We start from the raw sequence: 14,300 nt of genomic DNA, 5'->3' as shown, positions 1-14,300 counted from the left end.
TATCCGCACGGTCCTGGAAACGGGATCGACCAATGCCGATTGCCTGACCATGGCCGGGGCGGGAGCGCCGGAGGGATCCTGGCTTCGTGCTGATCGGCAGACCGGTGGGCGCGGGCGACAGGGCAGGGCGTGGCAATCGCCGCCGGGCAACCTGTATGCCAGCACCATCGTCCGGCTGCGGTCGTGGGATCCTTCTCCGCCCAGCCTGGCGTTGGTCGCCGCCGGGGCGCTGCATGAAGCAGTTGGCAGCCTGGCGCTGCTGGGCGAGCGGCTGCGGATCAAATGGCCAAATGACCTGCTGATCGACGGGGCGAAGCTGTCGGGCATCCTGATGGAGCGATCCGGCGATGCCGTCGTCATCGGCTTTGGCGTGAACCTGGTCCATGCGCCCGTGCTGACCGATCGGGCAACCATCGCCCTGTCCGCGACCGGATTTGACGTGGCCCCGCAGCAACTGGTCGAGCTGCTGGCGGAAACCTTTGCCCGGTGGCTGGGGCGGTGGCGTGATCGTGATCTAGCCGAAACACGGTCGGACTGGTTGGCCAGAGCTCATCCGGTCGGGACCGCGCTGTCCACGCACCTGCCGGACGGATCCCGAATAACGGGGCTGTTCAAAGGCATCGACGCCGCCGGTGCGCTGATGCTGGCAACCCCGGATCAGGGGATCGTGACAATCCATGCCGGGGACGTGTTCCTTGTGTGATCCGCTCGCAATCGGGCAAGGAAGGAGCTAGGGGTTGGCCATGCTGCTTGCGATCGACGCCGGGAACACCAATATCGTTTTTGCGCTGATGGCGCCTGAGCCTGGCCCGGATGGTCGGCACAGCGTGCTCGCGCGCTGGCGGATCGCAACGGACCCGCGCCGGACCGCGGACGAATATGCCGTTTGGCTGAACCAGCTGTTGCAGCTGAACGATCTGGACCGATCGGCCGTTGATGCGGTGATCATCGGCACCGTGGTTCCCCGCGCGCTCCACAATCTCCAGATGCTGGCCAGCAAATATTTCGGCACCGAAGCCGTCATCGCTGGCAAGGGGCCTGCGGCATGGGGCTTTGCCCTGGATGTTGACGAGCCGGAAAGCCTTGGCGCGGACCGGGCGCTCAATTGCATTGCGGCCCATGCGCTGCATCCGGGCGATGCGGTGGTCATCGATTTCGGCACGGCGACGACGTTCGAGGTCATCGATTTTCGCGGCACGTACAAGGGCGGGGTGATTGCGCCGGGCATCAACCTGTCGCTGGATGCGCTGTTCACGGCCGCCGCCAAGCTGCCGCGCATCGCGATCGAGGCACCAGCCAGCACCAGCGTGATCGGCCGCACGACGGTCGAACAGATGCATATCGGCATTTACTGGGGCTATATCGCGATGATCGAGGGGATGATCGCGCGGACGAAGGCAGAGGTTGGCCGGCCGGCCAAGGTGATCGCAACGGGCGGGCTGGCCGTTCTGTTCGAGCGCCACACCAGCGTTTTCGATGTGATTGAGCCGGACCTGACGCTTCAGGGGCTGGCGATGCTGTGGTCGCGGACCCGGCAATGAACGATGGCGGCGTGATCCGCCTTTTGATGATTGGACGAATGTGACTCCAGGTAACGAACTGCTTTTCCTTGCGCTCGGTGGATCCGGCGAAATCGGGATGAACGTCAACCTTTATGGGACGCAGGGCAAATGGGTGATGGTCGATTGCGGCATCACCTTCAGCGGCGGTGAATATCCCGGCGTCGATATCGTCCTGCCCGACCTTCAGTTCATTGAGGATCGGCTCGACGACCTGCTCGGCATCGTCCTGACCCATGGGCATGAGGATCATATCGGCGCGCTGCCCTATCTGGCCGCCGATCTTGGCGTGCCGCTTTACGCAACGCCGTTCACCGCCGGGTTGATCCGGGGCAAGCTGGATGAGGAGGGGGTGAGTGACCGCGTCGAACTGAACGTGATCGACAATCAGGGCAGCTTTGACCTCGGACCGTTCCGGTTCACCTATGTCCCGCTGGCCCATTCGATTCCGGAGGGCAATGCAGTCCTGATCGAAACCAAGCACGGCGCCATCTTCCACACCGGCGACTGGAAACTCGATGACGCGCCGCAGATCGGTGTGCCGAGCACCGCTGAGGAACTGAAGGCGATTGGCGATCAGGGCGTACTGGCGCTGGTTTGCGATTCCACCAATGTCTTCAACCCCGAACCGTCGGGGTCGGAGGGCGATGTTCGCGCCGGCCTCGCCGAAGTGATCGGCGCGGCCGAGGGGCGCGTGCTTGTCACCACCTTTGCCTCCAATGCCGCACGGCTGAAGACGCTTGCGGACGTCGCGCGGGATACGGGGCGGGAGCTTTGCGTGGCTGGACGGTCGCTGGACCGCATCCTGCGTGTTGCCAAGCAGACGGGATATCTGCGCGATTTTCCCGAAACGATCGATTTTGACGCAGCGATGCGGCTGCCGCGCAGCAGGGTGATGATCGTGGCGACCGGTGGGCAGGGCGAACCGCGCGCGGCACTGGCGCGCGTGGCGGAGGGCACGCACCCGATCAAGCTGGAGAGCGGCGATACGGTCGTGTTTTCGTCCAAGCAAATCCCCGGCAACGAGATCGCGATCGGCCGCATCCAGAACATCCTGGCCGGCAAGGGCGTGGCGATGATCACTGACCGTCAGGCCCATGTCCATGTGTCCGGCCACCCGGGCCGTCCGGAACTGGCCGCCATGTATGGCTGGATCCGGCCGAATTTCGTCGTGCCGGTGCATGGCGAAATCCGCCACATGGCCGAACAGGCGCGGTTTGCGGTCAGTCAGGGTGTGCCGGGCGCCGTCGTGCAACAGAATGGCGAGATCATCCGCCTGGCACCGGGGCAGCCGGAGCGGGTCGGCTTTGCTCCCGCCGGTCGGCTTGTCCTCGACGGTGATGTGATCCTGCCCGCCGATGGCGGCACGATCAACGAACGGCGCAAACTGGCGCTGAATGGCCAGATTTCGCTGGCCGTGGCCGTGAGCCGTGCTGGCAAGCTGATCGGCCGGCCGCAGGTCCGGCTGAACGGCGTTCCGGTCGAAGAGGAACGCGACAGCTTTCTGGATGAGGCGGAGACAGCCGTGGAAAAGGTGGTAGCCGATCAGGGTGCGGGCAATCCCGACAAGCTGCGCGAGGCGCTGCGCCTGGCGGTTCGCCGCGTTGCCACCCGCTGGACCGGCAAGAAGCCGGTCGTGGACGTGCTGTTGATCGGGGGCTGACCAGATGGCGTGGCAATCGGCCCTGGCGATCTATTTCCTGTTCTGGATGCTGTGCCTGTTCATCGTCCTGCCGTTCATGCGGCGACAGGGGGATGAAGGCGTGCCGGTACCGGGTCAGGCCGACGGCGCGCCCGCGCGGTTCAGCTTTGGCAAGCTCGCCCTGTGGAACACGGTGGTGGCAACCATCCTGTTCACGCTGTTCGTGCTGAATTACCGCAATGGCTGGGTGACGATGGAAATGCTGGATATCACCCGGCTGATGGGGCCGCCGCCGCGCTGAGCGGGCCGGCCGACCCCGCGATCAGATGCGCAGCCGTTCGATCGCCTGCGCCAGCGCGACATACAGCTTGCCCATGTCGGACGACAGCAGCGTGACGCCCAGCGGCGATCCATCGCGCAGGCCAAGCACCTGCCGCAGCATCGATTCGAAATCGTGGATGTAACGGTTGATCTGTTCCCGCACCGTGTCGTCATTGTCGTACAGCTGGGCAATCTCGCGCGCCTGGCCGGGTTCGAGCAGGCGCACGGCACGGCGCGTAAAGACCCCGCGATCCCCCTTCAGATAGGCGGACCAGGCGCTGTCGGTCACGTCCTGCGCAAAGATCTTGGCAATGTCGATCGAGGTCGAATTCAGCGCCTCGATCAACAGGGACACGCGGCGGGCAAACTGGTCATGGTCGTGCTTGTCGCGTTCCTCGCGCGCGCTTTGCAGCCGGGTTTCGACCGTTGCCGTCGCCTCGGCAATCGCGAAAATCTGCTGGCTGAGCCGTTCCGACGCGCGGGCCACGGCCATGCTGGCCGCGTCGCCCGCCTCTGCCAGTTCGTCGATCTGCCGCCGGACGGTGCGGTCGACGGCGTTTTCCAGCGCGGCCGTCCCCTCGGTTTCCAGCTGCCGGACGGCCGACGGGATCACATCGCCCAACGTCTTGCGGGCATGATCGCTGGCGGTCTGTGCCGTTTCGCGGATACGGACCAGCGTTTCGATCAGATGCGGCGCCGAATCCTCGGCAAAGCGGCGGGTCGTTTCAATCGTTGCATCGGCAATCGCCCGCACCCCGTTGATCCGGTCATGCCCGGTGTCCAGCGTCTCCAGAAGATGCTGTGACAGTGCGGCCAGCGTATCCCGCTGCGTCGCAATGACCCCGGCGATCGCCTCGATTGCGTCGTGCGTGCTTTCGGCAGCGGTGACCAGGGCAAGCAGCTCCGGTTTGGCATCCATGACGACGCGGCGGCTTGCGGCAATCCGATGATCGAGCCGCGCCAGCGCCTCAGGCAGGGTTTCGTCCACTTCGCGTGCCGCGGCCTCGAGCGCCAGCAGCAGCGATTCGGACGTCACGATGACCGATCGGGCCATGTCGTCGCCGCTTTCCAGCGTGCGCGTCATCGCCTGAGCCGATTGGTCCAGCGCGCTGATCGCAGCGGCCAGCGACTGGCTGCGCTCCAGGCCGAAACTGTGCATGGCGGCCATCCGCTGATCGGCGTGATCGACGCCGCGATCCAGCCGTTCGAACAGGGCATCGGTTGCGCCGCGCTGCTCGCCAAGCCGCTCGGCAACCCGTTCAATCGACTGTTCAATCGCCGAAATCCGGTCGGCCAGCGCGGCGCTGCCCTCCAGCCCGGTGCGTTCAATCGCCGCCTGGTTGGTGGACAGCATGGCCAGCATGGCCTCGCCCTGAGCGGAGATGCCCCGACGCGCCTCTTCGATCGCGGTGGCGGCGCGGTCGAGCACGCCATCCACGGCGTCCGACATTTCACTGGTTACCGCCTCCAGACGGGCGCCGGCAACTTCGCTGGTCGCTTCCATGCGGCCGATGTGGGCGGCCAGCCGTTCGGCCGCGCCGCCCGCAATCTCGTTTGCTTCCCGGCCGCGCTCGGCAACCCGGGCCAGTTCGGCGGAAAGCGATGCGACATGCTCGCCAGCGCGCAGCCCGGCCGTATCGAGGGCGGCGGTCATCTCCTCCGCCTCCGCCTTTGCCTTGGGCATCAGGGACATGACGAGGTTCAGCCGCTGATCCACCCGGTCCATGCTCTGGTCCAGGCGATCGGCGCTGTCGATGATCGTGCGGCTCTTGTCGGCTGCCAGTTCGCTGGCACGGGCCATGCCATCGCCCGCGCGCTCACCCATGGCAATCAGCTCGCCGGTCTGACGGCTCAGTTCCTGCCTGTTGGTCTCCAGCGTCGCGCTGATCGCCGCGATCGCCCGTTCCAGCGCCGCCGCCTCGGCCCGCATCCCGGCAGATGTCGCGGCAAACCGGCGTGCTTCCGCGCGGCTGGTCCGCATCAACAGCAGGCAGAGCGTGGTGATGAGGACGATCGGCACGCACAGCGCCGCAATGAACTGAACCAGCGCAACCGGTGCCATACCCGCGGCCAGGACGGGCGCCGACAGCCACAGCATCGTACCCAGCCAGCCCAGCGACAACAGGACGGCAAGCGCGATCAGCCAGCCGTGCCGCACGGGTTCGGCCGCAGGCTGCTGCCCGTCGGTCGTCCAGACCGGTTCATCCGACTGTTCCGGCATTTCCACCTGGTCCGCGACCGCATCCGACCGTTCCGGGCGAATGTCGATGATCCTTGAGCCCCCGTTCATGGCAATATGGTTACCACATTATCGGGGGACGGACACCCTGGTTTGGTAACATTTGATTAACTGTGGCGCGATACCATCGGCTTATGGCCTATGATCCCGGAGCAATCGACGCGACATTGGCGGCAGCGGTCGGCGACGAGCCTGCACTGATCGCGGAACTGCGCGAGGCGTTTCTTGATGGCGTCAAGCGGTGCATCGCCGTGATGGAAGATGCCGACGAGCGCGATGGATGGCGGGTCGCGGCGCTGCGCCTGAAAGGTTTGGCAGCCAGCTTTGGTGCCGTCCGCCTGATGGCGCTGGCCGGTGAAGCGGCGGATGCGACGCCGGGCGACGCCACGCTGCTGCGCCGGATGCGACGGGCGGTGGAGCGGCTCTGACCGCTATTTCCTGCGACTGAGTTCCCGCATCGCATCGTCAAGGCCAGCCAGGGTCAGCGGATACATCCGGTCCCGCATCGCATCGCGAATCAGCCGCGTCGAATGGCTGTATCCCCAATGTTCCTCGGCCACCGGGTTGATCCACGCCGCTGATTTCCACATCCCGGTCAGGCGGCCAAGCCACGTGATCCCGGCCTCCTCATTGAAATGTTCCACCGAACCGCCGGGATGGGTCAGCTCATAGGGGCTCATCGCGGCATCGCCGACCAGCACCAGTTTGTGATCCGGGCCGAACCGGTGCAGCAGTTCCAGTGTCGGGATGCGTTCCGATGTGCGGCGGCGATTATCCTTCCACACGCTTTCGTACGGGCAGTTGTGGAAATAATAGAATTCCAGATGCTTAAACTCGCTCGTCGCCGCTGAAAACAGCTCTTCGACCAGGCGTATATGCGGGTCCATCGATCCGCCGACATCGAGCATCAGGATCAGCTTGACCGCATTGTGCCGTTCCGGGCGCAGCCGGACGTCAAGCCAGCCCTGTCGCGCGGTGCCGCTGATCGTCGCATCAAGGTCAAGCTCTTCCGCCGCGCCTTCGCGGGCAAAGCGGCGCAGCCGGCGCAGCGCCAGCTTGATGTTCCGCGTGCCCAGTTCCCGACTATTGTCGAGATTTCGAAACTCGCGCGCTTCCCACACCTTTACCGCGCGGCCCTGTATCCCCTCGCCGCCGATCCGCACCCCTTCGGGATTGTATCCGCCATTGCCGAACGGGCTGGTGCCGCCGGTGCCAATCCATTTCGACCCGCCCTCGTGCCGTTCCTGCTGCTCGGCGAGCCGCTGGCGCAGCGTGTCCATGATCTCGTCCCAGCTGCCCAGCGCCTTGACGCGGGCCATTTCCTCCGGGGTCAGAAACGCCTCTGCCACGGCGCGCAGCCATTCTTCGGGCAATTCGGCTTCGGGCGGCAGCGTGGATCCGGCCGCACCGCGAAAGATCCGTGCGAATACCTGATCGAACCGGTCGATCAGTCCTTCGTCCTTCACAAACGTGGCGCGGGCCAGGAAGTAGAATTGTTCCGGCGTACGGTCGATCACATCCTGTTCCAGCGCCTCCAGCAGGATCAGGTGTTCCTTCAGGCTGGCCTGGATACCGGCGGCGCGGAGGGCGTCGATAAAGCCGTGGAACATCGGGTTCAGCGCCCCTGCCGCTGATACAGGCGCCAGTGCGTGCCGGACATGCCCGTTGCGATGCGCCCGGCGATCGGGCGGTACGTGCCGCCGCACAGGGTGATGTCAGCGGGGAAACGCTCGCCCTTGTACCGATCGGCCAGGATGAAGGGCGCAGCCGGGCAGGGCGTATGCTGAAGCGTGACCGGATAGCGCGCCTGAGCCGCCGCCACCTCTACCATCGCATCGGCGGTGGGCCGCTCCAGAAAGACGCGGGTGCCGCCGGGCGCGCGCTGTTGCATGACGGCAATGGCGATGGCCGGATCGGCACGTCGGTTGCGGATCAGCTCGATATTCTGAACCATCGCACCGACCAGCATCGCGATCAGCGCACCGGCTCCAGCGACGCGGCGCCAGCCAGCCGAAGCGATGGCGCTGCCGGTCATCTCCCCCAACATCAGCAGCAGCGCGATGCCTGCGACAAGGTAATAGCGCGGATGGCCGACATTGCCCGACTGAAGCAGCGCCAGCATTGCAGGGAAGGCCAGGATAGCCAGGCGATAAAAGGCCATGCGGCTGGCCCCTGCGGACCGCGCCACGATGACCGCCCCGCCGACCAGCGGCAGCAGCCAGAGCGAATTGACAGGCCAGCCGATCGTATAGCCGAACATCTCGATGATGCCGTGCAGGAACAGCTTGAGGTCAAAGGGTTCGTAGCTGCCGAACTGAAACCCGCGCGGATCGGCCGCCGCCGCGCCCGCGATGATCGCCAGCGCAAGCAACGTCGCCAGCAGGGCGGGCCAGAACAGGCTCAGCGATCCCGTGAACGCACTTTTAGGACCGCCACGCTGCCACAGCGCAAAGAACACCCAGCCGCCCATCGCGACGATCCCGAACAACATGGTCATCTGACTGAAAATGCCGAGGAAACAGCACAGCGCGATCGCGATCTGGGGCCGATATGCCGCATCGCTGCGCGCCAGCCATCGGTCGACGAGCAGGATGGCAGTGAGGAACGCCAGCGCCATCGGGGCATAGCCCCGCGCTTCCGACCCCATGGTGACGAGGATCGGCGATAGTGCGAACAGGATGGCGGTTGCGATCATCGGCCATCGGCCGCGCGGCGCGGCGATCATCGCGGCGACCGGGACGGCAAGCGTGCCGGTGACGATGGCGGGCAGCCGGGCAAGCCATGACGGTGCGCCAAGCCCCACGGTCTGCAGCCATAGTGAGTTCAGGTGATGGCTATTGTCGTGGTTGATATTGAGAAAGATGCCAAGCGGCGTGCCGACATCATGCGCCAGGCGGGCCGACCATGCCTCATCCAGCCACAGCCCGCCGCGGGCGGACAGCAATCGCAGGACCAGGCCGGCCAGCGTGATGCCGGCGATCGCAAGCCAGGATTGCCGCATTGCCATGTCCTGCCCTGCCATGCCGACAGCCTTAGGCGCTGGCCCCATGGTCCATCAAGTCCCCCTGCCTAGCGGGCATAGGCGTCAATGAGCGACCCGACAAAGTCCGGTGCCTCTGCCGTCAATTCGGGCGAGGGGCGGGCAGGGGGCGTTCCGGCGCCAACCGGGCGGCCATGGATGAACCCGGCGATCGGATAGCGGCTGGAGCCCAGACCGTCATTGTCGCGGTACCACACCTTGACCTCGCTCCAGTCGCCGCGGGCCGACACGTCGAACAGCGTGACGTCGCGTTCCGCGCGCCCGCGCTTGCCGCCGAACCGGGACCAGTTGGCATGGGTAACCATCAGGACGCGGCGCTCGACGATGCGACTGACAACCGCGACATGGCCAAGGCGCAGGTGCGCCGCGCGCTCGAAGACGATCACCGATCCCACGCGCGGCGTGCGGCTGCGCTCATAACGGCCCTTTGCCGCATCCCACCAGGTCCAGGCATCGCCATAGATCTGAATACCGGACATCTGCCGGGCAAAGGGAACGCATTCGCCGACATAGCTGGACCAACTGCCCGCGCGGACGGGCGTGGCGACGGGCACGGCCATGACCAGGCCGCACAGCACGGGAAGGGACAGGAATCGGGCGACGCGCATCGCCATACGCTATGCCCGTGATGGTTTACATCGGGTTGCTGGCTGCGGTCAGTTGCCCGATCGGCGGGCCATGAAGGCCAAGCGTTCGAACAGCATCACATCCTGTTCGTTCTTGAGCAGAGCGCCATGCAGCGGCGGGATCGCCTTGGTCGGATCCCGGTTCTGCAGCACCTCCAGCGGCATGTCCTCGTGCAGCAGCAGCTTCAGCCAGTCGAGAAGCTCGGACGTGGACGGCTTTTTCTTGATGCCCGGCACCTCGCGCACCTGATAGAACAGGTCGAGCGCGCGGCTGACCAGCAGCTGCTGGATGCCGGGGAAGTGCACGTCGATGATCGCCTGCATCGTTTCCCGGTCCGGAAACCGGATATAGTGGAAGAAGCAGCGGCGCAGAAACGCGTCGGGCAATTCCTTTTCATTGTTCGACGTGATGACCACGACCGGCCGTTCGGCGGCACGCACCGTTTCACCGGTTTCATAAACGTGGAACTCCATCCGATCGAGTTCCTGAAGCAGGTCGTTCGGAAACTCGATGTCCGCCTTGTCGATCTCATCGATCAGCAGAACCGGCAGGCGATCGCTGACAAAGGCGTCCCACAGCTTGCCCCGGCGGATGTAATTGCCGATGTCGTGGACGCGCGGATCGCCCAACTGACCATCGCGCAACCGGGCCACCGCATCATATTCATACAGGCCCTGCTGCGCCTTGGTCGTCGATTTGACGTTCCATTCGATCAGCGGCGCATCCATGGCGCGGGCGATTTCCTGTGCCAGCACGGTCTTGCCCGTGCCCGGCTCACCCTTGACCAGCAGGGGGCGGCGCAGCGTGACTGCGGCGTTCACCGCGACCCGCAGATCGTCGGTCGCCACATAGCGATCGGTGCCGTCAAAACGCATCAGCCACTCCGTTCCGTTCTGCAACGGACCCGTGCATAGCGGCGCGTCAGGTCATGGCAAGCGAAACGGGGTCAGATCCGGCTGCGCGCATCGGCGCGCGCGGCAAGCAGATCCCACAGGCCGCGATGCTGACTGATCAGCTGTTGCGCACCGAACAGAAGCGCGCGCTCCACCGGCGTGCTGCCGGCAACCTGCTCGACCATCGCTGCGGTTTCATAGCGTTCGGGAAGCGCAAGGCGGGGCGGGGTGACGCCCAGCCGGTTGGCGACATTGTCCATCACCAGGCGCAGCCCAGGCCAGTCCAGGGTGAGGGCAACCGCAGCGCCCAGCGCGCAGCCGCGACGATCGGACCGGCCCAGCATGTCCAGCGCGTGCCGCTGGGCCGCAACGGCAGCCTCTGCCTCGGCCTGGCCCGGCGTGCTGGGCAGGGGGCCGACCGCGGAAACCAGACGGGCAAGGAAACCGCGCTCTGCGGCAAAGGCGCCGGCGGCATCGGCGGCCCATTGGGCTGCTTCGGCGGGATCGCCATGGCTGGCGGCCAGGTCGATCAGCCCCGGATAGCGCCCGTGCAGCACGCACAGATGGTGCACGATGTCGGCCAGATCGCGTTCGGGAAAGCCGGATTCGCTGGCTCGGCCGATGAACCGGTGCGTATGCGCTCCATCCGCCTCGATCAGCGCCGACAGGGCATCCCAAGCGTTACCGAAACCGTGAACTGCCGCCTGTGCCATCGTGTCGTCATGCTCCCGCAAGCCGGCGTCCATCGCGCCGACCGCCTCGTTCTGCGCGGCGACCATAGGCAATGGCGGTAAAGAGGGGGTTTAAGCAGGCAGCATTTTGTCGCCCTGACGCACGGCCAGTACGGCCTGCACCGACAGGATGGTCGCGCCGCCGAAGATCGGGCCGAGCGCGACCATCACCGCAACCGGATCATGGCCATTGGCCAGCAGGGTCGCCCCGATCACCCGGGGGGCACCATCGGCAAACACCGCATTGACCGCATCGGTAACGGCCACGCGGGAGCCGATATCGAACAGGCTGGCCACCCGAACCTGTTCCAGCGCCGGCGCGGAAAGCCCGGTCAGTCTAGCCAGCGATGCCGTCGATCCCGCGCAATAACCGCGCGGATTGATCCGCAGCGTTGCGACGCCGGGCAGCATCGCCATCGCCTCGTCGAGCGCGCCGAGCGCAGCCTGGGCCGTGGCGAGCGCATGGTGCAGGCCCATGTCGCGCGCGATCAGGGCGACCCCGTTGGCAATCGGCTGCATCGACAGGGACAGCTGCCGTTCCCGGCCGATTTCGCCGACAGCCAGCTCCATCGCGTCGGCCATGCGGGTAAGGGCAACGCGCCGCAGGATCGCGGTGGGATAATCATTGCCCGCGAACATTGGCAGTTCATCGAACCGCGCGCCGATCATCGGGGCATCGCCATCGCCGAACAGGTCGCGCGCCGCCCGGTTATGCCAGCGGATGATCAGGCGATCGTCCATCAGCAGGACGGGAAGGGGCAGCGCCTCCATCACCGGATGCCCTGCATCCGATCCATCGCCCGGCCGGTCGGCCGCATCGCTGCGCGCAGCGTCCAGCAGCTCGCTGGCCATCAGGACCAGTCGCGAACGGCCACGCTTGTTGATGAATACCGGGCGGTTGAGCGCCCGGTCCTGCCACTCGCCAAAATTTCGGACCAGTTCGGACGCAGATACCGTAACCGGTGCATTAGCGCCGTTCGCGCCCGCAAGAGCCGACATGCCGTCCCTCCCATTCTGGTTGAGGGGAGGATCGCACAGATGCCGGATCAGTCCAAACCCGTCTTGGTCCGAAATCGCACCAAATGCGCAGCAGGACCGCGCAATTTGCCGAACACCGGCTATGCCGGAATACGGCATTTCAGCAATTTACCGAAATGATGCGGTCACCGAACAGGTCCGGTTAACGCATCCGATTCGGATGCGATTGCCTATTGATCCAGGAAACTACGCATCTTCCGACTGCGGCTGGGATGCTTCAGCTTGCGGAGCGCCTTGGCCTCGATCTGCCGGATACGCTCGCGGGTCACGCTGAATTGCTGACCCACTTCTTCCAGCGTATGGTCGGTATTCATGCCGATGCCGAACCGCATGCGAAGAACGCGCTCCTCACGCGGCGTCAGCGAGGCGAGCACGCGGGTGACGGTTTCCTTGAGGTTTGCCTGAATGGCTGCATCCACCGGGATGACGGCATTCTTGTCCTCGATGAAATCGCCCAGATGGCTGTCTTCCTCGTCGCCGATCGGCGTTTCGAGGCTGATCGGCTCCTTGGCGATCTTCATCACCTTGCGAACCTTTTCGAGTGGCATGGACAGGCGCTCGGCCATTTCCTCCGGCGTCGGTTCGCGGCCCTGCTCGTGCAGAAACTGGCGGCTGGTGCGGACCAGCTTGTTGATCGTTTCGATCATGTGCACCGGGATGCGGATCGTCCGCGCCTGATCCGCGATCGACCGGGTAATCGCCTGACGAATCCACCACGTCGCATAGGTGCTGAACTTGTAGCCGCGGCGATATTCAAACTTATCGACCGCCTTCATCAGGCCGATATTGCCCTCCTGAATCAGATCCAGGAACTGAAGCCCGCGGTTGGTGTATTTCTTGGCGATGGAGATGACGAGGCGGAGGTTCGCCTCAACCATTTCCTTCTTGGCGATCCGCGCTTCGCGCTCGCCCTTTTGCACCATGTTCACGATGCGGCGGAACTCCGCCAGGCTCATGCCCGTCGCCTGCGAGATTTCGGCGATTTCGACGCGGATGCGATCAACGCCGTCGGATTCGTTCTCGGCAAACGCCTTCCACTTCTTGTCGATCCCGGCGACCGAGGTCAGCCAGTTCTCGTCAAGCTCGCTGCCCATATAGGAGGCGAGGAAAGCGGCGCGCGGCACCTTGTGCCGTTCGGCAAGGCGCAGCATCTGGCCGCCCAGCGCGGTCAGGCGCCGGTTATAGCTGTACAGCTGATCGACCAGATATTCGATCTTGGCCTGATGGAACTGCACGCTTTCGACCTCTGCGGTCAGGTCTTCGCGCAGCTTCTGATATTTCTTTTCATCGGCCGACGAGAATTCGGCACCGGCAGCCATGGCGTCGATGCGCGCCTGCTGCACCTTGGAAAACTTCTTGTAGATGGCCGTGATGTTGGCGAACTTTTCAAGCGCCTGCGGCTTGAGCTGTTCTTCCATCTGGGCAAGGCTGAGCGTGTTGTCCTCGTCCTCATCGTCGGACGGCCGGCGCGCGCGCCGCTCGGTCATCGATTCGTCATCGTCCTCGTCGGCCGATTCCTCCTCGATATCCTCTTCTTCCTTGAACGACGGACCAGCGGTCTTTTCGCTGATCTCGCCATCGCCTTCCTCGTCCTCGTCGGAGAGCGATTCGGGCGCCGGATCCTTGGACAGCATGGCATCGAGATCCAGGATCTCGCGCAGCTGCATCGTCCCTTCGTTCAGGGCCGTGGACCAGCCGATGATCGCGTTGAAGGTGATGGGCGATTCGCACAGGCCCAGGATCATCGTGTCCCGACCCGCCTCGATCCGCTTGGCGATGGCGATTTCGCCCTCGCGGCTGAGCAGTTCGACCGCGCCCATCTCGCGCAGGTACATCCGGACGGGATCGTCCGTGCGGTCGACGGTTTCCTTCTTCTTGGTCTCGACGATCAGCGTGCCATCATCGCCGCCATCGCCCGAATCGAGATCATCGGCGGGATCTTCCTCCGCCTCGCCGTCCTCGCCGGCATCCTCGTTCTCGACCACATTGACGCCCATGTCGGACAGTGCCGACATCACATCCTCGATCTGTTCGGACGAGAACTGATCCTGAGGCAGCATTTCGTTGAGCTGATCGACGGTGATGTAGCCGCGCTTTTTCGCGCGCGCGATCAGCTTTTTGATCGAACCTTCGTTCAGATCAATCAGCGGCGCGTCACCAGCCTCGATCGTGTCATCCCCGCCGCCATTCGACTTCGCCATCAAAAACCC

13 protein-coding genes are annotated in these 14,300 nt (G+C 64.8%); 5 read left to right on the top strand and 8 right to left on the bottom strand.

Translation table 11 applies throughout. The features are described from left to right. The first annotated feature begins 1 nt into the window (after position 1). Genes NYR55_RS02560 through NYR55_RS02545 form a run of 4 tightly spaced genes read left to right on the top strand, consistent with a single transcriptional unit; the run spans position 2 to position 3,502 of the window. Positions 2–703, top strand: coding sequence for a biotin--[acetyl-CoA-carboxylase] ligase (locus NYR55_RS02560; protein WP_260021527.1), 702 nt, complete (start codon positions 2–4; stop codon positions 701–703). A gap of 40 nt (positions 704–743) precedes the next feature. Then, positions 744–1,541 carry a type III pantothenate kinase gene (locus NYR55_RS02555; RefSeq protein WP_260021526.1) on the top strand — a complete coding sequence of 266 codons (798 nt, stop codon included), beginning with the start codon at positions 744–746 and terminating at the stop codon, positions 1,539–1,541. Positions 1,542–1,581: 40 nt separating this feature from the next. Further along, positions 1,582–3,222: a ribonuclease J gene (locus tag NYR55_RS02550; RefSeq protein ID WP_260019680.1), complete on the top strand. Its 1,641-nt coding sequence runs from the start codon at positions 1,582–1,584 to the stop codon at positions 3,220–3,222. Positions 3,223–3,226: 4 nt separating this feature from the next. Beyond that, positions 3,227–3,502, top strand: coding sequence for a DUF1467 family protein (locus NYR55_RS02545; RefSeq protein ID WP_260019679.1), 276 nt, complete (start codon positions 3,227–3,229; stop codon positions 3,500–3,502). Positions 3,503–3,523: 21 nt separating this feature from the next. Here NYR55_RS02545 and NYR55_RS02540 read toward each other — a convergent pair whose 3' ends face one another. Beyond that, a complete protein-coding gene (locus NYR55_RS02540) occupies positions 3,524–5,812 on the bottom strand; it encodes a hypothetical protein (protein ID WP_260019678.1) in 2,289 nt (762 codons plus the stop codon). 83 nt (positions 5,813–5,895) lie between these two features. Between NYR55_RS02540 and NYR55_RS02535 the strand changes: the two genes are divergently transcribed. Next, entirely contained in the window at positions 5,896–6,189 is a 294-nt protein-coding gene (locus NYR55_RS02535; protein ID WP_260019677.1) for an Hpt domain-containing protein, read from the top strand. Positions 6,190–6,192: 3 nt separating this feature from the next. Here the strand turns inward: NYR55_RS02535 and NYR55_RS02530 are convergent, their stop codons facing one another. The 7 genes from NYR55_RS02530 to rpoD form a co-directional block, all read right to left on the bottom strand. Then, complete coding sequence (locus NYR55_RS02530) at positions 6,193–7,371, bottom strand: VWA domain-containing protein (protein WP_260019676.1); 1,179 nt, start codon at positions 7,369–7,371, stop codon at positions 6,193–6,195. A gap of 5 nt (positions 7,372–7,376) precedes the next feature. Continuing rightward, positions 7,377–8,783, bottom strand: a complete 1,407-nt coding sequence (locus NYR55_RS02525; protein WP_260019675.1) for a hypothetical protein — start codon at positions 8,781–8,783, stop codon at positions 7,377–7,379. Positions 8,784–8,830: 47 nt separating this feature from the next. Then, the gene (locus tag NYR55_RS02520) at positions 8,831–9,361 is read right to left on the bottom strand and encodes a CHAP domain-containing protein (protein ID WP_260021525.1); all 531 of its coding nucleotides are present in this window, start codon (positions 9,359–9,361) and stop codon (positions 8,831–8,833) included. Between the two features lie 96 nt (positions 9,362–9,457). Next, complete coding sequence (locus NYR55_RS02515) at positions 9,458–10,303, bottom strand: MoxR family ATPase (protein ID WP_260019674.1); 846 nt, start codon at positions 10,301–10,303, stop codon at positions 9,458–9,460. Positions 10,304–10,374: 71 nt separating this feature from the next. Then, entirely contained in the window at positions 10,375–11,100 is a 726-nt protein-coding gene (locus tag NYR55_RS02510) for a hypothetical protein (RefSeq protein WP_260019673.1), read from the bottom strand. Between the two features lie 24 nt (positions 11,101–11,124). Continuing rightward, a complete protein-coding gene (locus NYR55_RS02505; protein ID WP_260019672.1) occupies positions 11,125–12,051 on the bottom strand; it encodes a PAS domain-containing protein in 927 nt (308 codons plus the stop codon). Positions 12,052–12,260: 209 nt separating this feature from the next. Beyond that, a complete protein-coding gene (gene rpoD, locus NYR55_RS02500; protein ID WP_260019671.1) occupies positions 12,261–14,291 on the bottom strand; it encodes an RNA polymerase sigma factor RpoD in 2,031 nt (676 codons plus the stop codon). Positions 14,292–14,300 lie beyond the last annotated feature (9 nt).

Origin of the sequence: Sphingomonas sp. BGYR3, from assembly GCF_025153455.1 — a bacterium.
Classification (GTDB): Bacteria; Pseudomonadota; Alphaproteobacteria; order Sphingomonadales; family Sphingomonadaceae; genus Sphingomonas.
This window is presented reverse-complemented; position numbering and strand designations above follow the sequence as displayed.

Coding starts and splice junctions, on each gene's coding strand:
- NYR55_RS02555 (WP_260021526.1), top strand. CDS start 744: ATGCTGCTTGCGATCGACGCCGGGAACACCAATATCGTTTTTGCGCTG.
- NYR55_RS02545 (WP_260019679.1), top strand. CDS start 3,227: ATGGCGTGGCAATCGGCCCTGGCGATCTATTTCCTGTTCTGGATGCTG.
- NYR55_RS02540 (WP_260019678.1), bottom strand. CDS start 5,812: ATGAACGGGGGCTCAAGGATCATCGACATTCGCCCGGAACGGTCGGAT.
- NYR55_RS02535 (WP_260019677.1), top strand. CDS start 5,896: ATGGCCTATGATCCCGGAGCAATCGACGCGACATTGGCGGCAGCGGTC.
- NYR55_RS02530 (WP_260019676.1), bottom strand. CDS start 7,371: ATGTTCCACGGCTTTATCGACGCCCTCCGCGCCGCCGGTATCCAGGCC.
- NYR55_RS02525 (WP_260019675.1), bottom strand. CDS start 8,783: ATGGCAGGGCAGGACATGGCAATGCGGCAATCCTGGCTTGCGATCGCC.
- NYR55_RS02520 (WP_260021525.1), bottom strand. CDS start 9,361: ATGGCCGTGCCCGTCGCCACGCCCGTCCGCGCGGGCAGTTGGTCCAGC.
- NYR55_RS02515 (WP_260019674.1), bottom strand. CDS start 10,303: ATGCGTTTTGACGGCACCGATCGCTATGTGGCGACCGACGATCTGCGG.
- NYR55_RS02510 (WP_260019673.1), bottom strand. CDS start 11,100: ATGGTCGCCGCGCAGAACGAGGCGGTCGGCGCGATGGACGCCGGCTTG.
- NYR55_RS02505 (WP_260019672.1), bottom strand. CDS start 12,051: ATGTCGGCTCTTGCGGGCGCGAACGGCGCTAATGCACCGGTTACGGTA.
- rpoD (WP_260019671.1), bottom strand. CDS start 14,291: ATGGCGAAGTCGAATGGCGGCGGGGATGACACGATCGAGGCTGGTGAC.